Source organism: Fibrobacter sp. UWOV1 (assembly GCF_900142495.1).
Taxonomy (GTDB): domain Bacteria; phylum Fibrobacterota; class Fibrobacteria; order Fibrobacterales; family Fibrobacteraceae; genus Fibrobacter.
The window spans coordinates 15,765-35,116 of sequence record NZ_FRBA01000012.1 but is presented as its reverse complement, the minus strand read 5'-3'; the positions used below and the strand labels follow the sequence as shown (position 1 = coordinate 35,116).

Here is a 19,352-nt window from a genome sequence, read left to right as displayed (position 1 = left end):
TGTTGCATATATTTAGTAGATGTTAAGAAAAACCCCGCGATTTTATCGCGGGGCATTTTCTTTTATGCAGAAATTTTTAGTCCTTCACGCAGCGGATCGAAAGACCGCTGTCCTTGAATATGGAGCCGCCACCGAAGCTAAATGTTTCGGAATAACTCCAGATGCGGACGTTTTCTTTTCCGCCGAATTCGGAGTGGTCTTCGTCAGCAGTCCAGAAGTATGCGGTTCTGTCTAAATCGGCGTAGCCCGCGAAATTATTCTTGCCGCCGAATTGGAAGTTGAATTCGGCTATGTTGTTATTCTCTTCAAGATAGGCGATAAGGATATCTGTTTCGGCATCGCTCGGAATGTGGAAGCCTTCGGGGCAAATGCCGCGCTGCGTGCCAGATAAAGTAGTATATTGCTTTTGGAACTTGCTGTCGATGCCCATCGCGGCTGTCCAGGTGTAAAGGCGACCGTACTTTTGGCAGTTGGCTGCGTCACCACCGTAGCACCAGTTTTGGCCCTTGGTCTCGCAACCGTTGTAGTTCAAGTTTTCGGTCATCCATGTCTGCGTGCCGAAGGTTAGAATCTTGTAATGATTGCAGTCGCGAAGGTCATAAACTTCGTTTTCGTATTGGATGGTGGGGCATTCTACTGGTTCGTTGGTGCAGGCGACGTTTGCGCCTCCGTTACCGCCATTGCCGCCGTTATCGCTAGCCGAGGTGGAATCGTCGCAGGCGGTGAATGCCAATGCGAAAGACAGGGCGCATGTAGCCGTTGCCATTTTATAAGAACTCTTCATTGTTTCCTCACTAAGGTTTATTTGCTCATAATAGAAAAAAAATGCCCCCGCGTGGGAGCATCTTCTGAAAAATTTTTACTGTTTACTTCCTACTGTCTACCGTCTACTTTAACTCAACCATTTCGCTCTTGTCGCCGATGGTTACTTTGTACTTGCCGGGGTAGCCGCGGAACTTCACGACACCGTTTTCGTCGGCCTTGAACGTTCCGTTGGTGGTCCATACCTTGTGCCACAAGTCGTAAATGAGCTTGGCAGCGGGCTTTTCGCGACCGTCCATGGCAACGATACCGCCGTTTTTCACCCAGTGGCGGCCATCCCAGAAGCCCCACAGGATAATGCCTTCGACCGCCGGGTGGCTGAATGCGATGCGCAGGAACATTTCGTAGCGCTTGGCCTGTTCTTCTTCGCCGAAGTACATGCCCTTCTGCCAGTCGCCAAAGTCAAGTTCGGTCACCTTGATCGGGAGGCCCAAAGAGCCGAGCCTGTCGAGGCGGGCCTTGATGAATGCCGGGTTCAGCTGGCGGTCGCCGAAGTGGCACTGCACGCCAATACCGTGTACGGGAACCTTGCGTTCGAGCATGCCCTTCACGATTTCGTACAGGCGGTCGGTTTCGCCGGCGGACACTACGTTGTATTCGTTAATGAAGAGGCGCGCATCGGGGTCGGCGCGGTGAGCCCAAACGTGGGCGCTATCCAGCAGGTCCCAGCCGCACTTGTTAAAGATGAACGGTTCGTGGAATGCTTCGTTCCACACGTCGTATTCCTTGATGCGGCCCTTGTATTCCTTCACGTCGCGGGTGATGCGTTCCTTGATCTTTTTCGAGATATCCTTGCAGCTGCCCTGGTTGCTGAAGTGCTTGTCGAAGCCGTAACCCTGGTGGCCCCACACGAGCGTATGGGCGCGGAAGCCCCACTTGTAATCGTTCACGTAATCCAGATACTGCTTGAATTCTTCGCGGCGGATCTTGCCCTTCTTGGGTTCGTATTCCGGCCACTTGAACTGGTTTTCGGGAACGCCGTACCAGAAGTACTTATTGGCGGTTTTGCGGTACCAGGTTTCGACGCTGTCTTTGCTGGGGTAGAGAGCGAGTGCTGTTCCGAAGGGGAATGCGTGGCGCATGAGTTCCACCTTCACCTGGGCGCCGGGGGCTGCCTTAAGCGTCAATTCCTTCTTGCGCAGGCTGTCGATGCGTGCGGCGGAATTGTTGTACCAGGTCATGTCATCCATGCCTTCGACTTTTTCGATAAAAACGTCGTCCATCTGGAGCCAGCCCTTGGCAAGGCCCACATGGAATGTCACGTTGTTCACGCCGTAACCCTTCTGGTCGGCAAGGAAAATCATGGAATATTCCTTCCAGTCCTTGGTGAGCATGAACGAGGCGCTTTCCTTCTGACGGTAGTCGGGAGGACCGCCCTGAATGATGGCGTTAATGGGCATGTTGCCCTTCGCCTTGAAAGTGAGCTTGTAGTAAGTGGAGTCGGCAAGCCACTTGGGCGGCTGCAGCTGCAGGCCCCAAGAGGGGTTCGGGAGTTCGGTCACGGTGACCTTTACGCCTTCGCTGCCGTTTACGCCGAGGCCTTCGACGCCGATTTTACCGTCGTACTTGGCGGGGCCATCGGGGTTGTTCCAAATGTACCAGCCGCCGTCACCGTAAGACAAGTCGCCGTTGGTGAGGAGCGGGGCGGCCAAGGTAGCAGAAGCGCCGAGGGCGCACACGGACAAGAATTTTTTGAGCATAATCATCCCTTATTTTGACATCCAAAGTAGAAAATATCCTCTTTTTTAAGGGGATGATACAGGAAAAATGCTGATTTTGTATACGGCTGTATCAATTGTTATACTGATTCGGATTTCAGTTTTCGGAATTCGGAATGATTGATGCCGGTATCTTTTCTACCTTTATTTTTATGAAGAAGAACTTTGTTCTATTTGGTGTGCTTTCGGCCATGGCGTCGTTTTATGGTTGCGGGGGCGACAGTAAAAGCAGTGCGCCGGAAGAGCCTGTGGTTGACCCTGTTGCTGACCGGTGTTACGAAAAATACGGTTTCGAAGAAAACGCCGAATGGTCCAAAATGATATCCGGCGATAGCTATCTCGAAAAGATAGTGTGCGACAGGGTGTCCGAACGCATGAGCTACATGCTGTCGTTCTACGCAAGGTGTACCAAGGCGAAATACGATAAGTCGAAAAAACGCTTCGAGATTAATGTCCTTACCGAAAGAGGCGACAATCAGCTTTGGGCCGATGTTACGGGTTGCAAGTACAAGCTGGGTGTCGATGACAATTACCAATTCAATGGATTTGTCGCCAATTCGCCCGAATTTGATTTTGGCGAATGCTTTTGCAAGACCGAAGGTGAAAAGACTTATTACCGCAACATCAATCCTGAATTGCTCAAGGAGGAATCCAGCTCTTCTGCTGAATCGAGCTCCAGCGATTCAAAGATTTCTTCGAGTAGTAAAGACGAAAAAGGCTCTTCGTCAAGTGCGGCAAAGTCCAGCAGCAGTGTCGAAAAAGTTGCGCCTACGGATTCCGGTTTTGTGAATGTCGGTGGCCAGATATGGACGACAAGGAATTTGGATGTTGCCGTTGACGGTAGCATGTGCTATGACGACAAATCTGCAAATTGCGACAAGTATGGCCGCATGTATACCTGGGCGCAAGTGATGCAGGTTGACGAGAGCTACAACAAAAAAGAACTGGGCAAAATCAAGTTGCCGTATCAGGGCATTTGCCCCGAAGGTACGCACCTGCCGAGTTATGCGGAATGGGATTGGCTTTTCAGCTACCTTGAAAAAAATCCTGACTATAACAAGTATTTCAACCAGCAATCTGGCGGCGCCTACGATTACAAGGGCTATTACAGGTCCGAAGGTTACGAGGCTCTTTTCTGGAGTTCTACGGAATATCAAGTGACGGCGCTTTATGAATATGAATTTGCGTGGCTATGGTCGTTCCGTAACGACGGATCTAGAGGTCGCGACAACGGTCATAAAATTACGGGAGCCTATGTGCGCTGCCTTAGGGATGATTCTAAAAAGGTGGAACTGAGCTCTTCAAGCGCGCAGTCTTCTTCGTCTAGCGAGCCGGTGTATTCTTCGATGAATGAAGTGTACGATCCGGAACTGACGAGTATTCAGTTAGGTGACCAAAAATGGATGACGCGCAACTTGAATGTTGAAGTTGAAGGTAGCCGCTGCTACGACGATGTCCCTGAAAATTGCGAAAAGCATGGCCGCCTTTATACGTGGGCGCAGGCGATGAAAATCGATACGAAATACGACAAGGAAAAACTGGGTGATATTGATTTGCCGTATCAGGGAATTTGCCCCGAAGGCACGCACTTGCCCAGTTTTGAGGAATGGGAAAAACTCAAGGAATATTTCAATAGCCACCCCGAATACACCGTGTATTTCACGAACCAGATTGGTGGATATTATCACTACGAAGGGCGTTACAAGAATGGGGATTACGAATCTTTATACTGGAGCTCTACGGAATACGATGTTTCGGGAACGGGCTATGGTTATGAATTTGCCTATTTGTGGGCCTATCATGTGGACGATACGGATGGATACGACAACGCGCATAAATACGCTGCGGTAAACGTCCGTTGCATTTATAACGACTAGAGGAATCTATGAGCATTTCGATGCAAGAAGTAATGAAACAGTCCGGCGTGGCATTCGGAACAAGCGGTGCCCGCGGCCTGGTGACGGCAATGACGGACCGCGTGTGCTATGTGTACGCGCGCTCGTTTATCAAGTACTGCGAATCTAGCTACAAGTGCGACCATACGATTGCAATTGCAGGCGACTTGCGCCCGAGTACCGAACGCATTTTGAAGGCCTTGGTAAAGGCCGGCGAAGATTCCAGCTGGAAGGTTGTTTACTGCGGACGCATTCCGAGCCCGGCGATTGCCCTCTATGGCATTGACAAGGCGCTCCCGACTATCATGGTCACGGGCAGCCACATTCCGGCAGACCGTAACGGCATCAAGTTCAACCACCCGCAGGGCGAAATCACCAAGAAAGACGAACAGGGAATTGTTTCGCAGTCGGTGGATTTCGACGAATCGATTTTCGATGCGAAGGGCATGCTCAAGAATGCACCTGCGCTCCCGGCTGTGGAAACCGAAGCCGAAGAAAATTATTGCAAGCGTTATCCGGAATTTTTCGGTACTAAAGCTTTGCAAGGTTTGACCATTGGCGTGTACCAGCATTCCGCCGTGGGCCGCGACATCGTGGTGAAGGTGCTCGAAAGCTTGGGTGCAACGGTCAAGCCTTTTGCTCGCAGCGAAACCTTTATTCCGGTGGATACCGAAGCGATTCGTAAAGAAGACGAAGACCTGGCCCGCGAATTTGCGCACAAGGATTTCGTAGATGCCATCTTCAGTACCGATGGCGATAGCGACCGCCCGCTTTTGGCAGACGATGTAGGCATGTGGCTGCGTGGCGACGTGCTGGGCATCTTGGCTGCCCAGGCGCTTCACATCAAGCGCATTGCAACTCCGGTGAGTTGCAACACGTCGCTCGAAAAATCTGGCAGCTTCGAGAAAATCTGCCGCACGCGAATCGGAAGCCCGTACGTGATTGCCGGCATGGAAAGCCTGGTCGATGCAAACGACGCAAGCGTCTCTGTTGCAGGCTACGAAGCTAACGGCGGATTCTTGCTGCAGACAAACCTCACCCGCGAATTCATTGATAGCGATGGCCGCGGCGGTGAGACTCGCACAACCCGCACGCTTCCGGCTTTGCCGACCCGCGACGCACTTCTCCCGATGATTGCCGTGATGGACAGGGTTAGAAGAGAGAAAATGTGCGTGGTGGATTTACTCAAGAAACTTCCGAAGCGCTTTACGCTCAGTGACCGCCTCAAGGAATTCCCGACCGAAGTGTCAAAGGCAAAGCTCGCCGAAATCCGCGAAAAGAAACTCGGCGCAAAACTCTTTGGCGCCCTCACAGCAAAGCCCTCCAAGTTCAAGCCGAAAGATGGTCCGGCCCCGAAGCCGTTCCACGGCGAAGTCGTCTCGATTGATGAAACCGACGGCTATCGTATGGAATTCGATTCCGGCGATATTGTGCACCTGCGCCCGAGCGGCAACGCTCCGGAATTCCGCTGCTACGTGGAAACCGAAGCCAAGGACCGCTCCGCCGAACTGCTCGCCGGCTGCATGAAGATCATGGAATCCTGGCGCTAGATGTCATGCTGAGGAAACTCAGCATCAGCTTATCTCGCCAAATGTAATTTCCTCATTATTTTGCCAAGGAGTTCGTTGAGAATATCCTTGGCGTCTTTGCTTCCAAGGTAACGCTGGATAATCAGCGTGAGCGTGAAGAGCAAAATGCCTGCAGCGCACGCGTAAACCACGAGTACCACGAAGTTTGCTTCGCGTACGAATGTGCCCGAGACGCGGTCAAGCCCGACAGCGGCTGCAATCATGATGCCGAAAGCGACAAGTGCGCGGGCCATGTTCAAGAGAGCGTCTTTCATGCCGTCAGTGCCGTTCTTTTTCGCCCACATGACAATCATCGCAATCACCTGGAGAATGGCTCCCGTCGCACCGACAATCGGCACGCTCTTGATGCCGAGTCCCACTTCGGGAGCGCCTAGCAGAATGTAAGCGGGAATGGTCGCGGCAAAAATGCCCGTATTCAAAAGGGTCGGCACCCACATGCGTTCGCAGGCGTAAAAACTACGCACGAGCACTGCTTGCAGGCAAAGGCCAAGGCTCACGGGCAAGTACCAGCGCAAAATTTCGGAAATCGCTTCGGTGGTTTCACGTTGGAAAGCTCCGCGTTCAAATAAGATTCGCACTGCCGGGAAACTCAGCGCCCACACGGCAACCACGGCCGGAATCAAGATGCAGAACATGCGTGAAAGGCTCTTCCAGATTTTGCGGTTCAGCTGGCCGAAATCACCTTCTTTTACGAGGCGAGCCATGTCGGGGTAACTCGTCACGCTCACCGAGAATCCAAAGACTGCCACCAGCGTGTACATCACGCGGTAAGCGTAGTTCAAGCTTGAAATGCCGCTGGTACCGAAGTTCGCGCCGAAACTACGGATAATAAATTCAAGGCCGAACATGGAGCCCACACCAAGCGACATCGGGAGCATCATCTTAAAGTAGCGAACGATATCGGGGTGAGTCGGCTGCACCAAGAGTTCATAATGCACGCCGCCACGCCGGGCGCCAAAAATCTGCAACGCGAAGAACCCGATGAAGGCGCCCACCGGCACGCCCCAGGCGAAACCTTCCAGGCCGTATTCCGTGCCGGTGAACTTCTCGAGCGCGAGCCCTAAAGCGCCACCGCCCACAATCGCCACGTTGTAAATCAGGCCAGTGAGCGACGGAATCAGGAACTGCTTGCGGGTATGCTGCACGGCAACCAAAATGCTCCCGACAAAAATGAAAACCTGCCCCGGCAAAATGATGCGGCCATAGTAAGCGGCGCGTTCGATCAGTTCCGGCGTGGCTCCCTCGACCGTCAAGAGCTGCAAGAGTTCCTTCATCCAAATAAACGCGGGCACCACCAAAATCAACAGTGCAATCCCGAAAGTATTCAGCACGTTGCTAAAGAACTTCCAACCGCCTTTTTCGTCACCAGCCACTTTGTAGCCCGTGAAAATCGGGATAAAGATAATCGACAAAAATCCGGTGCTCACCACGTGATTCAAAATGTCCGGAATCATGAACGCAAGGTCAAGCGCGTTCTTTTCGAGCGACACGCCCGCGGCATGCGCCAAAAGCATTTCGCGGAAAATTCCGAGCACGCGGCTCAAAAGCATCGAAACGGCAACGATAATAGCGGCTTTATTCATGGGATAGTAGACAGTAGGAAGTTGGAAGTAATAAGTGGATGTTGGCTTGACAATCTGGATTTGAATTTAGCAATTCTTTTATTATCTTTATGGCATGAAAAAGATTTTCTCCACTATCCTTTCTCTGGCGGCAATCTCGTTTGCCGCAAACGTTCAAGTCCTCGCCCCCGAAGGCGCGGAATTTGCGCCCGACGCCCCGAACATGGTGCAGTCCATTGTTCGCGCCTCCGTGAGCCAGACGGGCAACACCCCGGTTGACGGCAGCGCCGAAATCCAGCTGCGCACCAACGTCATGACCATGGGCTCTACCTTCGTGGTGGTTTGCGAACAGGTCAAGGACGGTTCCGTGGTCGGTAGCGGTAAACAAAAAGCCGGCTCCGTAGACGACCTCGACGTGGCCATTGAAGGTGCCGTAAAAGCCGCTCTTGCCAATGTGGCTGACAACAACAGCGCAAGCGACGATACGTACGCCTCTACGACAAGCCGCTCGGAACCCGAAGTCGTCGTGCTCGTGCCCGCCGACCGTAACGACGGCGATCCGAACGACAACTTTGCCCACAAGCGCCCCACCCGCAACTACGTGAGCTACGGTCTGGGCGCCGCTATTTGGCACAACTACGAATTTGAAGACAAAAAATGGGGCCATAGTGTCGAACGCTCCTGGGAACAGGCTTTCGTATTCCACTATGCCCGCATTTTTGAAGTGATTCCGCAGGCCGCCATCACCATCGTGAACAACATGAACATGTCTTTTGGCGATGAATGGGAATGGCACGAAACATTCTTGCTGGGTGGCCGTTTCTTCCCGAGCACCGGAACGATTACACCGTTCCTGGGTGCAGGTATCGGTCTCGGTATTCAGATAGACGACCACTATAACGACAGCGATGAAAGCTTTGCAATCGGTCTTGCCGGTGGCGCAGAACTCGGTGTCATCTTCTTCCGCAATTCCGCGACCCAGCTCGAAGTTGGCTTTGCATGGGATGCCCTGTGGGATGGCTTTGAAAGCTTTGACCGTCGTTTCGGTGCCGGCAGCTTCTACATTGCTATCAACTACTAATTGCTAGTTGAAAGAGAATAAAAAAGGTCATTGGCGTTTGCCAATGACTTTTTAAATGTTTAAAACCGCTTGTGATTAACCGTAAATAAAACCGAGGGTCACAGCTACGGCAACCAGCAACACGATCTGTTTGACGATTTGAAGTTCTCTTGAGTTCATGCCTATAAGATACATTTCTAGACTCCCAAAAGCCATATTGTAAGGAACGAATAATTTTACAGCCGTAAACAGTGTGATATAGCTTACATTACAATAATCTTATTTCGCAAAAATTGCCGAAAAATCGCAAAATTATTTCAACAATTCTTCGGGAACGCATTCGGCCATGGCCTCGTAGGCTTTTGCGCTCGGGTGCAAATGGTCGCCCGAATCGAACCCGTTGCTGAACTGTTTCGGATTGTCGTGACCGCGCACCGCCTTGTCAAAATCGACGCAGCCGTCAAAATCGGGGGCGGTACGGAGCCATTCGTTGAATGCCGTGCGGATGATGTCGCGGTTTTCGTTGTAGGTGCGCCAGCCGTAAATCGGGAGGAGCGTGCCGCTGTAAATCTTGAGCCCGAGCTTGCGCGCATGCGTAATGTAGAGTGAACGCACGCCGTTGATGAGGTCGTCGGCCGTAGGCATGTCGCTCCAGGGGCGGAACTTGTTGACTTCTACGCCGACAGGGTGAATGATGTCGTTGATGCCGTGCTGCACGATGACAGCGCGTGCGCCTGCCACGTTCATCTCTATCGGGAAACGCGTGGCACCTTTAAGGCCGTAAGCGGCGTAGGTGATGCAACTGTATTCACGGAGAATGCGCGTGCCGCTTACTGCGCGACGGATGATGGCCACGTTATTGAAACCTTCGCGTGCGCAACGCAATGTGAGATAATCGGGCCAGTCCTGCGCCGTAATGGAATCGCCAAAACACACTAACGCAAAGTTTTTTTCTTCAGTGAAAATGTCGATGGTGTTGAGGAAATAAATCCAGTTCGTTTTGCGCGTTAAGTCGTCTGGCAGCGTTGCGGACTTTGCGAAGTTGCCGTAGCTGTACTTGCCGCCCGAAAGCGGGCCCGTGATGGCCGTGCCTGCGTTCATCTGCGTGAAGTCTGCAAAGTAGAGGCTCACATCGAACGTTTCGCCTGCGGTAATGTCGAAAACGATTTCGTCGCTCAGGATTTCTTCGCCCGCGGGAATCGTGCCGGAAGTGCTGCCGCCGAACGTAATTGCTGTAGGCGCGTACTCGAACTGCGCGGCACTTGTTTCGCTGGCAGTGGACTGCGCGGAGGTTGCCTGGGAATGCGCGACATACGCCTCAGATATTGTCACGGGTTCTGTGCCGGTGAGGTTCGAAAAATGGAACCGCAACTTGTTCCCCGAAAAGCAGGCGCGAATCGGGTAACGCAGCGTCAAGTCCTTGGCGTAAGTCGCTTCCTTGCGGTCAGTGATAGAGGTGGCGTTTCCCCAGCAGGCAACCCATTTCGAAAATTTCTCTGGCATATTGACTCCGCGAATTGTTGACGATGTGCCAAAAATAGCTAATTTGCGGTTGCCTTGCTAGGTAGAAAATGAGCGAGATTTCGTACAGCAAAAAGAATGACCGGATTGAATGCGTGCGTTACAAGGAATGGCGCAAGTCTTACCCGCCGCATACGCATACCGCCCACATGACCGTCGGCTATATTGAAGAGGGTCGTGTTTGCATTGTGCTGAACGGCGAGGCGAAAATTTATGGCGCCGGAGAACGGTTCCAAATTCCACCGAATACGTTGCACGAAATCAAAACTGTCGGCGACGAATGCTATTCGATGGCGGTGCTGTGTACCGCTTTAGAGGCCGACGAGATTGTAGCTGAGGACTGCGCGCGGGATTATGAAAGTTTAGTCGCGCGGTTAGATGAATTGCAAAAAAGCATCCTTGAAAATCCCGAAAACATTTACCTGATAGAACAAATGGCGCATGATGCATGCATCAGCCCGTTCCACATGATACGCGAATTCAAAAAGGCCTTCGGACTCACGCCGCATCAGTTCCAGATGCAGTGCAAAGTCCGCAAGGCGCAAAAACTGCTCGAAGAAAGGCCCGCGGCCGAGGTGACCTTTGACGCTGGATTTTACGACCAAAGCCACATGGACCGCTGCTTTAAAAAAGTTGTCGGCTTGAGCCCGAAGGAATATAAACGCGCCGTGAAGACAGATGACTAATATGTCATTGCGAGACCGTAAGGGCGACGCAATCTCTTAGCATTACTTTTTCTGTCATCCCCGCGTAAGCGGGGATCTCCTTAACAAAGCGCCGGCATGAACTTCGCGAACAGATAAAGCCCCTGGTCGCCAGCGTCTACCTGGTGCGGGACCTTCGCCGGCATAATCGAGATGACGCCCGGAACGTATTCGAGCTTGGCGCCGTCATTGGTGCAAATGCCGCTCCCTGCGATAACCTCGTGCGTTTCGAGCTGGGTTTCGTGAATGTGCGTTTTGATGCTCTTGTTCGGCGCAATTCTCACCAAGTGATAGCTGAACGTGCCGCCGGTATCTTTTGCGGTAATGATATGCTTGAGTTCTACCCCCTCGAAAGTCGGGTGCTTGGACCACGCGATACCTTTGAAAGCGACCGTTTTGCCCGAGAGCCTGAGCTCGCCCTCGTTGAATTTTTCATAAATATCGTTACCGAGATTAGCTTTTTCCATGATTTTACTCCTATGATAGTGTTTCGTCCGCGACCTTTGCAAACTGCGCCGCGGTGATGCCCGAAATCTATACGAAGGGGTGCATGGAAAAATTGGACAAAATTGCGGAAATACCTACATCTCTTCAATCGCAAACGGCAGCATATACAGTGGCTTGAGTTGTAGTGTCCCGATGTGATCCACGTCTTTTTGCGAGAAGAGGATTCTGCGGTAAACTTTTCTGGAATATTTTTTGGCGAACTGGTCGATGGATTCGTGGTTCCGCGCCGCTGATGACTTGATTTCAACAGGGACAACCTTGTGGCTGTGCGATAGCAGAAAGTCTATCTCGTAGTAATGCGTGCTTTTTTCTTTTTGCCAGGTGTGGTAATACAGCTCCCTGTCGCTTGAAGCTATAATCTGGGCCGCGACATTTTCGTACAAGTAACCTAAATCGGCATCCAGCTTGTCGCTCAGAAGTTTCTTGTAAATCTCGTTGGTCTGTTTCGAGTTGTCAAACATCAGCGAAATGAAAAGTCCAGTATCGGCGGTGTAGAGCTTGAACTTGTCCAAATCCTTTGTCTGTGCGAGAGCCGAGGCCGGATTACTCACGTGGTAGCAGGCGAGCACCGTCTTTGAATCCATCAGTTCAAAAAAGCGTTCCTCGTCTTTTGGCGTTTTCTGCTTGCCCGTCGCCGCGGTGATGACGAAGTTCTTTTTCTTCAGCGCGAGCTGGCTCGGGATTGCCTTGTAGATATTGGATAAACGTCCCGTCGGGTCCAGTTTTTTCAAGTCGTCAAAATACAGGTCGTTGATTTTCCGCTTGATGCCGTCGATGACCTCGAAGTTTTCTTTACGGATGTATGCATCAACCGCTTGCGGCATGCCGCCGACAGCCATGTAAAGCCGAAAGTCGCGCATCAGGCTTCTGTTGGTGGCGTTCCCGATGGGTGTCTTGGCCTTGTAGATTTCGCGTATCACCGCGGGATCTTTGCCAATAGCCCACATGAATTCCTCGTAATCCATGGGATAGACGTTAATCTTGTGCTCCTCGGAAGGGATGACGATTCCCTGGATGTTCTTTTTGATGGATATGAGCGACCCTGTTTCGATGTAGTCGTAGCGGCCATCTTGAACAAGGTATTTGATTGCCTGGCGCACCTTGGGCTGCAACTGGATTTCGTCGAAGATAATCGCGGACTTACGTTCCTTGAGGTTCACGCCTGTTTCTGCCTGGAGGCGCAAAAAGAACAGGTCCGGCTTGGAAATATCGCGAAAGACATCCAGCAGCTCGTCCGTGACATTGGCGAAGTCAATCCGGATGTAGGATTCGTATTCGTTCTTGGCGAACTCCTCGGCGATGGTGGATTTGCCCACGCGCCGCGCCCCCTCCAGGAGGCAGGCATACCGCCCGGAGTAAGTCTGTTTCCACTCCTTCAATTTGTCATATGCCTTGCGTTTGAACATGCTTCCTCGCCGTTTTTATCCAAAAATTATAGATTTTTCAACATAAATATACCCTAAAATTATAGATATTTCAACATAAAATCTGTTAAAAATTATAGATTTTTCAATGAAATTGATGGTGAATTGTGAAAATTGGCGAAATTTCGGTAAAAAGGGCAGTTTTGAACTATCGCAAAATTTGCGACAGTTGGGATATCCTTGAATTTTCCCCTCTCCTGTCACTCCATTGTCATTCCATTATTATATATTTCCGGCATGCCTAGAACAAAGTCAACTTCTGCGCAGTCTGCGCCCGCAAAAAAGAAATCCGTCCCCGAAAAGTCCGTAGAGGCCTCCCTCTGGGAGTCTGCGAATAAGTTGCGCGGCAGCGTGGAACCCGCCGAATACAAGCACGTGGTGCTTTCGCTTATCTTCCTCAAGTTTGCAAGCGACAAGTTCGAGGAACAGCGCGAAAAGCTCATCGCCGCCGGCCGCCAGAAATACGTGGAAATGCCCGAGTTCTACAACAAGGACAACGTCTTTTACCTGGAAGAAACTTCCCGCTGGAGCTTTATCATCGAGCATGCCCGCCAAAGCGACATTGCGCTCCTGATCGATACCGCGCTTGCGAACATCGAAAAGAAGAACAAGGCGTTGCGCGGGGCGCTCCCCGACAACTATTTCTCGCGCCTGCAACTCGACACCGCAAAACTCGCGGCGCTCATCAGCGACATCGACGGCATCGACACCATCAAGGACAAGGAACAGGATGTCGTTGGCCGAGTCTATGAATATTTCCTCGGGAAGTTCGCCATCGCCGAAGGCAAGGGCAAGGGTGAATTCTATACGCCCAAGACAATCGTCGGACTCATCGCCGAAATGATTGAACCCTACCGCGGCAAGATTTACGACCCCTGCTGCGGTTCGGGCGGCATGTTCGTGCAGAGCATGAAGTTTATCGAGGCGCATCACGGCAACAAGCGCGAAGTCTCCGTATATGGCCAGGAATACACCGGAACCACGTACAAACTGGCAAAGATGAACCTCGCCATCCGCGGCATCTCCGGAAACCTAGGCGACAAACCCGCCGACACCTTCGCCGAAGACCAGCACAAGGATTTGAAGGCCGACTTTATCATGGCGAACCCGCCGTTCAACCAGAAATCGTGGCGTGCCGAAAACGAACTCCTCGATGACCCGCGCTGGAAAGGCTACACCGTGCCGCCCACGAGCAACGCCAACTACGGCTGGATTCTGAACATTCTCTCGAAACTCTCCGAAAACGGCGTGGCAGGCTTTTTGCTCAGCAACGGCGCGCTCAGCGGCGAAGGCGACGAACAGCAAATCCGCAAGGAACTTTTGCAGAACGACAAGGTCGAGGCAATCCTCATTCTGCCCCGCAACATGTTCTACTCCACCGACATCAGCGTGACGCTCTGGATTCTGAACAACAACAAGACCGCCCGCGAAGTCAAGGTCGGCGATGCCATGCGCAAGTACCGTAACCGCAAAGGCGAGGTGCTCTTTATGGACCTGCGCCAGATGGGCGAACCCTTCGAAAAGAAATACACCCAGTTCAGCGCCGAGGACATCGCGAAAATCAGCGGCACCTACCACAAGTGGCAAACGCAGAAAATCAAGGACGAACCCGAATACTGCGCCACCGCCACCCTCAAGGAAATCGAAGCGAAAAACTGGTCGCTTGTGCCGAGCAAGTACATCGAATTCAAGAACCGCGACGAGGCCGTGAACTTTGACGAAAAGATGCGCGAACTCCAAGCGGAAATGCGCACCCTCCTCAAGGCCGAAAAAGAAAGCGAAAAGGAACTCGCCAAAGTCTTCAAGAACCTGGGATTTGAACTGTAGCGTGATGGAAAGCAGGCGCTATTGCATACAAAAGCGGACGAATGTATATTAAGGCAAAATGATTAACCTTTAAGGAACGATATGCCCGAAAGTCAAAATATCGAGTACAAGGAATCGTGGCGAGACGAGTATATCAAGTGGATATGCGGTTTTGCTAATGCACAAGGTGGAAAGATTTTTGTAGGCGTAGATGACAAGGGACATGTCGTCGGGTTGCAGAATGCCAAGAAGCTCATGGAAGATATCCCGAATAAAGTACGGGATGCGTTGGGCTTGCTGGTAGATGTAAACCTGCTTTCTGTAGATTCCAAGGAATACATCGAAATATCGGTTTCTCCGAGTACATATCCCGTAAACTACAAAGGCGAATATCATTACCGGACCGGGAGCACAAAGCAGCTTTTGCAAGGTGCTTCGCTCACGCAGTTTTTGCTGAACAAGACCGGAACAAAATGGGACGCGGTCCCTGTCGATGGAGTCAGCTTTAGGGATTTGGACAAGGAAAGCTTCGACATCTTCCGCCGGGAGGCGAAAAAGTCGGGCCGGATGACTGCGCAAGATTTGTCGATGACGGACGAAGAACTGTTGAACAGCCTGAATCTGGTTGTAGATGGAAAATTGACCCGCGCCGCAGTCTTGCTTTTTCACCGCAAGCCGGAAAAATGGTTTGGCGGCGCATACGTAAAAATAGGTTTTTTTGGCGATGGGCCCGATTTGCAATACCAGGATGAAATTTACGGTTCGTTGTTCATTCAGGCTGATCGAGTCGTAGAACTCATTTACCTCAAGTATTTCAAGGCACGCATAAGTTACGACGGCCTGATTCGGGTGGAACGCTACCCCATTCCAAAGGATGCCATGCGCGAAGCCGTTTACAATGCCCTGATGCATTCGAATTACTCGTCCGGAGTCCCGATTCAAATTCGCATACACGAGAACGAAGTCCTTATAAGCAACGATTGCGTTTTCCCGGCCAATTGGACCGCCGAAACATTGATGCAACGGCACCGTTCGGAACAATACAACCCCAAAATCGCAAACGCGTTTTTTAGGGCTGGCTACGTGGAAGCGTGGGGGCGCGGCATCGAAAACATGTGCAGGCTTTGCAAGGATTATGGAGTCAAGACGGAATATACTGTGCACCCCGGGGATGTGATGCTTGCATTTTTTGCCAAGCAAGAGACTGCGGCCACCCAATCCGCCACCCAATCGACCACCCAATCCGCCACCCAATCGACTCAAAAATACTTGCCGATTGAAATTAAACTTATGCATTATCTGGTAGCCAATCCACGTGCAACTCAGGGACAAATTGCAAAATACTTGGGAATGAACTTGAATACCACCAAGTATTATTTGAACAAACTAGGTAAACTTGAAGTCCCCGCGATTAAGCACGAAGGCACGACAAGAAAAGGCTCGTGGATGGTTTTGATAGACTTGGAGAATCTATGACAGGGCAGAATATGAAACGGCTTGGAGACTACATACGGCCCATAGATGTGCGGAACAGGGACTTGAAAGTGACGCGGTTACTTGGCGTGAGCATCACGAAAGAATTTATGCCCTCTATCGCCAATATTGTCGGTACAGATTTGTCCGCCTATAAAGTGGTGACCAAAGGACAATTTGCTTATGGTCCCGTAACGTCTCGCAATGGCGATAAAATTTCAGTCGCCTTGTTGGACGGATATGACGACGCCATCATTTCGCAGGCCTATACCGTTTTTGAAGTTGTTGACAAGAACGCCTTGGATCCCGAATATCTGATGATGTGGTTCCGTCGCCCGGAATTTGACCGCTACGCCCGCTTCCATTCTCACGGCAGCGCCCGCGAAGTCTTTGACTGGGAAGAAATGTGCGAAGTCCAGGTGCCCGTCCCCGCAATTGAAAAACAGTGCGAAACCGTCGCTGAATACAACACCCTCGCCACCCGCATCGAAACCAACAAGAAACTCATCGCCACCCTCGAACAAACCGCCGGGGCCCTCTACCGCCACACCTTCGTCGACAACATCGACCCCAACAATTTGCCGCAGGGGTGGAGGATGGGAACGCTAGGGGAAGTGTGTTCGATTAAGGGCGGAAAGAGATTGCCCAAAGGTGAGGAACTTGTAGATACACCAAATAGCCACCCATATATTCGAGTGGCTGACATGTGCGATGAACGATTTGTTTCGTTGAATGATGATTTCCAATATGTGGAAGATGACGTTCAAAAAGAAATTAAGCGTTATATCGTTAATGCAGGTGATGTGATTATTTCCATTGTCGGAACGATTGGCAATGTTAACATTGTTGATGAAACTTTGGACAATGCAAACTTAACAGAGAATTGCGTCAAGCTAGTTAATTTACAAGGTGTTTCGTCTTATTATCTCTATGCATTGTTAACATCCCCAAAAGGAATTGATGCGATAAACGAGGGAATAGTTGGCGGAGTCCAAAGCAAGCTTCCTCTCTACAATATTGAGCGAATTCCCGTTGTTCTCGCCGATAAAGAAACAATGGATGATTTCTCTCATCAGTCTGCCGTACTGAGCGATTCTATTCGCCTGAAAATGCGTGAAAACATTTCATTAAAATCAATGCAAGCCCTTCTCCTCTCCAAAATGGGGGTGTAATGTTTTATAATACAAAATTTGAACATTTCTTAGAGGAAAATGAAGATGGTGAGGTGCAGCGAAAGAATGAAGAATCATTTTTGTCATTGTCTCTTTTATGTGATAAAATGAAAAATGTGCACGGGAAGGTCAAATCACACAATATTTATATCGTTTCCTGTTACTATTCAATTAATTCTATACAGACTTTATTGGATTCGCTAGACGGAAGGAAAGTTCATATTATTATAAGTGCTTTAGGTCATTCGCAGGAAAAAATTGAGGAAATAATTAAAGATTTAAAAAAGATTGAAAAAAATAGAAATAAAAAAATATATGTATGTTCAAAATTTCCATTACTTCATTCAAAAATATACTATGCAGAAAATGAAAGAGCTGATGGTGCAAATTGTTTGGTTGGAAGTGCCAATTTAAGTGAAAATGGGTTCAGTAATAATGAAGAAGTTCTTGTTGACGTAGAAGATGTAGGTGCAAAGCAACAAATAAAATCTTATATAAAAAAACTGATAGAGCAATCTATTGACATTGACAGGTTTACAGACTTTTGTGTAAATGACAATTCTTTTAGTGATTTTATGTCCTTTATTTCTGCGGGATATATCGTTTTTAGACCTAATAATCAGATTCAACTTAATTATTCTGGTGAAAAATTGAGGGAAATTGCAAAGGAATTAAAGAGTGATGTTGAAAACGGAACAAGGAATTCAGAATTAAGTATAGATTTGGAAAAGTATATCTCAAGTAAAGAGTATCTTAATTTTAAAATCAATACTAAAATTAAAAGCGGTGCGCGAATAAAAGATCATTGTATTGAAACATGTTTTGGATATTGGCTTCCTTATGGAAAACATCACGATATTTTGAATGTATGCGATGACGGGGAAATAAAGAAGAAAACCGATCAAATCGAAAACGTCAAAGCTGGTTTGATGAAAATAGATGTAGATTCAAAACCATTCCAAGAATTCTTGGAAAAATTCTATGCGTCTATAAAAAATGGAGAGCAACCTGTTTATATTTCTGATACTCAGAAGACTGAGATTGCCAAGGATATTAAGACATTTATTACCAGGCAGATAAAATATATTGATAATAGGAAAAACTCTATTGCAAGGGGCTTTCTTATTACGCCAATTCCATATTTTTGGGATGATCGTTGTGCGGCAGAAGAATTTTATAACTCTTTTTGGGAAAATGTAGATTCGAGAAAGTATAAAGGGATTGCAAAAAAGATTTGGGAATATTTTGAAAAAGACTATCAGAAAAAGAATTGGACTACATTAAAAACAAAAGCTAATATGGAATGGGAATAAAAGATTCTAAAAGGACAAAAGTTATGCCTATTTGTAAGCTGTGCCTTCAAGAAAAAGAATTATGCGAATCTCATATTATTCCGAAATTTGTATATAGACCAGTGAATGATGAAAAGCGAAGGGAGGTAGTCGTATCCGAAAATAAATACAGTATTGTACAAAATGGTGTAAAAATACCTTTATTGTGCAAAGAATGTGAAGGAAAATTTTCAAATTATGAAATGGAATTAAAGTGGTTTCTTAAAGACCTTCAAGAAAAAAATTCTGACCATTTTAAGGAAATGCCTCAGTCTAAAGGTCGTATATATGTTGTAGAGAATTATGATTTTAATAAAATTCATAAAGCAATCATCTCTATTTTTTGGCGGTTAAGTCAAGTAACAGAAGATTGTCCTTTCGCAAAAATATATTTGGGACCATACGAAGAAAAGTTTAGAAAAATTTGTTTAGAAGATACTGAAATAGAATGGACTCGTTATCCGATTTATGTGGAAAAATTGGTGTGGGAAAAGGAATTTTTTGACCAAGTTATTATGAATTACAAGAATATGGGTCGAGTTGATAAGGTCTCACATAGAAAAATGATCTTATACGGAACTGTATTTCATTTATTTCTTGCGGAAGATTTGTCTAAGTTTTCAAAGAATTTTGAAAGTGTATTTCTTGGGGGGCCATATTCTCCAATCATTTTAAGTGATTTTAATGATGTTATTGCACAATCACAAAATTTACTGAATTCAGAACGAATGGGTGGAGTTGTAAAATTGCTAGGTAAATAGGAAAGCT

15 protein-coding genes are annotated in these 19,352 nt (G+C 48.9%); 9 read left to right on the top strand and 6 right to left on the bottom strand.

Annotated elements, in window-relative coordinates:
* Positions 1-76 precede the first annotated feature (76 nt).
* On the bottom strand, positions 77-766 hold the full coding sequence (locus tag BUC02_RS13530; RefSeq protein WP_217653089.1) for an FISUMP domain-containing protein: 690 nt from the start codon (positions 764-766) through the stop codon (positions 77-79).
* A 121-nt stretch (positions 767-887) separates the two neighbouring features.
* A complete protein-coding gene (locus tag BUC02_RS13525; protein WP_175549876.1) occupies positions 888-2,522 on the bottom strand; it encodes an endo-1,4-beta-xylanase in 1,635 nt (544 codons plus the stop codon).
* Between the two features lie 134 nt (positions 2,523-2,656).
* Here BUC02_RS13525 and BUC02_RS13520 point away from each other — a divergent pair, with 134 nt between their 5' ends.
* Together BUC02_RS13520 and BUC02_RS13515 are read left to right on the top strand one after the other, a co-directional pair.
* Positions 2,657-4,417: an FISUMP domain-containing protein gene (locus BUC02_RS13520; RefSeq protein ID WP_073323387.1), complete on the top strand. Its 1,761-nt coding sequence runs from the start codon at positions 2,657-2,659 to the stop codon at positions 4,415-4,417.
* Positions 4,418-4,425: 8 nt separating this feature from the next.
* Positions 4,426-5,985, top strand: a complete 1,560-nt coding sequence (locus BUC02_RS13515) for a phosphomannomutase (RefSeq protein ID WP_073323385.1) — start codon at positions 4,426-4,428, stop codon at positions 5,983-5,985.
* Positions 5,986-6,014: 29 nt separating this feature from the next.
* On the opposite strand, the gene murJ is transcribed toward BUC02_RS13515, so the two are convergent.
* Positions 6,015-7,607: a murein biosynthesis integral membrane protein MurJ gene (gene murJ / locus BUC02_RS13510; RefSeq protein ID WP_073323383.1), complete on the bottom strand. Its 1,593-nt coding sequence runs from the start codon at positions 7,605-7,607 to the stop codon at positions 6,015-6,017.
* A gap of 94 nt (positions 7,608-7,701) precedes the next feature.
* Between murJ and BUC02_RS13505 the strand changes: the two genes are divergently transcribed.
* A complete protein-coding gene (locus tag BUC02_RS13505; protein ID WP_073323381.1) occupies positions 7,702-8,667 on the top strand; it encodes a hypothetical protein in 966 nt (321 codons plus the stop codon).
* A gap of 291 nt (positions 8,668-8,958) precedes the next feature.
* Here BUC02_RS13505 and BUC02_RS13500 read toward each other — a convergent pair whose 3' ends face one another.
* On the bottom strand, positions 8,959-10,149 hold the full coding sequence (locus tag BUC02_RS13500) for an SGNH/GDSL hydrolase family protein (RefSeq protein WP_073323379.1): 1,191 nt from the start codon (positions 10,147-10,149) through the stop codon (positions 8,959-8,961).
* Positions 10,150-10,217: 68 nt separating this feature from the next.
* Between BUC02_RS13500 and BUC02_RS13495 the strand changes: the two genes are divergently transcribed.
* Positions 10,218-10,853 carry a helix-turn-helix domain-containing protein gene (locus BUC02_RS13495; RefSeq protein ID WP_073323377.1) on the top strand — a complete coding sequence of 212 codons (636 nt, stop codon included), beginning with the start codon at positions 10,218-10,220 and terminating at the stop codon, positions 10,851-10,853.
* An 80-nt stretch (positions 10,854-10,933) separates the two neighbouring features.
* On the opposite strand, the gene BUC02_RS13490 is transcribed toward BUC02_RS13495, so the two are convergent.
* Entirely contained in the window at positions 10,934-11,338 is a 405-nt protein-coding gene (locus BUC02_RS13490; RefSeq protein ID WP_073323375.1) for a cupin domain-containing protein, read from the bottom strand.
* Between the two features lie 114 nt (positions 11,339-11,452).
* A complete protein-coding gene (locus BUC02_RS13485) occupies positions 11,453-12,784 on the bottom strand; it encodes an ATP-binding protein (RefSeq protein ID WP_073323373.1) in 1,332 nt (443 codons plus the stop codon).
* Positions 12,785-13,039: 255 nt separating this feature from the next.
* Here BUC02_RS13485 and BUC02_RS13480 point away from each other — a divergent pair, with 255 nt between their 5' ends.
* The 5 genes from BUC02_RS13480 (at position 13,040) to BUC02_RS13460 (ending at position 19,345) form a co-directional block, all read left to right on the top strand.
* Positions 13,040-14,629 carry a type I restriction-modification system subunit M gene (locus BUC02_RS13480; protein ID WP_073323457.1) on the top strand — a complete coding sequence of 530 codons (1,590 nt, stop codon included), beginning with the start codon at positions 13,040-13,042 and terminating at the stop codon, positions 14,627-14,629.
* 81 nt (positions 14,630-14,710) lie between these two features.
* Positions 14,711-16,084: an RNA-binding domain-containing protein gene (locus BUC02_RS13475; RefSeq protein WP_073323371.1), complete on the top strand. Its 1,374-nt coding sequence runs from the start codon at positions 14,711-14,713 to the stop codon at positions 16,082-16,084.
* Complete coding sequence (locus BUC02_RS13470; protein ID WP_073323369.1) at positions 16,081-17,253, top strand: restriction endonuclease subunit S; 1,173 nt, start codon at positions 16,081-16,083, stop codon at positions 17,251-17,253. The genes BUC02_RS13475 and BUC02_RS13470 overlap by 4 nt, the downstream gene beginning before the upstream one ends.
* A complete protein-coding gene (locus BUC02_RS13465; protein WP_073323367.1) occupies positions 17,253-18,566 on the top strand; it encodes a phospholipase D family protein in 1,314 nt (437 codons plus the stop codon). Before BUC02_RS13470 ends, BUC02_RS13465 begins: the two co-directional genes overlap by 1 nt.
* Positions 18,557-19,345 (top strand): hypothetical protein, encoded by a 789-nt coding sequence (locus BUC02_RS13460; protein WP_073323364.1) that lies wholly within the window; start codon positions 18,557-18,559, stop codon positions 19,343-19,345. Before BUC02_RS13465 ends, BUC02_RS13460 begins: the two co-directional genes overlap by 10 nt.
* The last annotated feature ends 7 nt before the right edge of the window (positions 19,346-19,352 follow it).

Excerpts from the sequence above, each read along its gene's own strand:
- BUC02_RS13530 (WP_217653089.1), bottom strand. The coding sequence starts at position 766 with ATGGCAACGGCTACATGCGCCCTGTCTTTCGCATTGGCATTCACCGCC.
- BUC02_RS13525 (WP_175549876.1), bottom strand. The coding sequence starts at position 2,522 with ATGCTCAAAAAATTCTTGTCCGTGTGCGCCCTCGGCGCTTCTGCTACC.
- BUC02_RS13520 (WP_073323387.1), top strand. The coding sequence starts at position 2,657 with ATGATTGATGCCGGTATCTTTTCTACCTTTATTTTTATGAAGAAGAAC.
- BUC02_RS13515 (WP_073323385.1), top strand. The coding sequence starts at position 4,426 with ATGAGCATTTCGATGCAAGAAGTAATGAAACAGTCCGGCGTGGCATTC.
- murJ (WP_073323383.1), bottom strand. The coding sequence starts at position 7,607 with ATGAATAAAGCCGCTATTATCGTTGCCGTTTCGATGCTTTTGAGCCGC.
- BUC02_RS13505 (WP_073323381.1), top strand. The coding sequence starts at position 7,702 with ATGAAAAAGATTTTCTCCACTATCCTTTCTCTGGCGGCAATCTCGTTT.
- BUC02_RS13500 (WP_073323379.1), bottom strand. The coding sequence starts at position 10,149 with ATGCCAGAGAAATTTTCGAAATGGGTTGCCTGCTGGGGAAACGCCACC.
- BUC02_RS13495 (WP_073323377.1), top strand. The coding sequence starts at position 10,218 with ATGAGCGAGATTTCGTACAGCAAAAAGAATGACCGGATTGAATGCGTG.
- BUC02_RS13490 (WP_073323375.1), bottom strand. The coding sequence starts at position 11,338 with ATGGAAAAAGCTAATCTCGGTAACGATATTTATGAAAAATTCAACGAG.
- BUC02_RS13485 (WP_073323373.1), bottom strand. The coding sequence starts at position 12,784 with ATGTTCAAACGCAAGGCATATGACAAATTGAAGGAGTGGAAACAGACT.
- BUC02_RS13480 (WP_073323457.1), top strand. The coding sequence starts at position 13,040 with ATGCCTAGAACAAAGTCAACTTCTGCGCAGTCTGCGCCCGCAAAAAAG.
- BUC02_RS13475 (WP_073323371.1), top strand. The coding sequence starts at position 14,711 with ATGCCCGAAAGTCAAAATATCGAGTACAAGGAATCGTGGCGAGACGAG.
- BUC02_RS13470 (WP_073323369.1), top strand. The coding sequence starts at position 16,081 with ATGACAGGGCAGAATATGAAACGGCTTGGAGACTACATACGGCCCATA.
- BUC02_RS13465 (WP_073323367.1), top strand. The coding sequence starts at position 17,253 with ATGTTTTATAATACAAAATTTGAACATTTCTTAGAGGAAAATGAAGAT.
- BUC02_RS13460 (WP_073323364.1), top strand. The coding sequence starts at position 18,557 with ATGGGAATAAAAGATTCTAAAAGGACAAAAGTTATGCCTATTTGTAAG.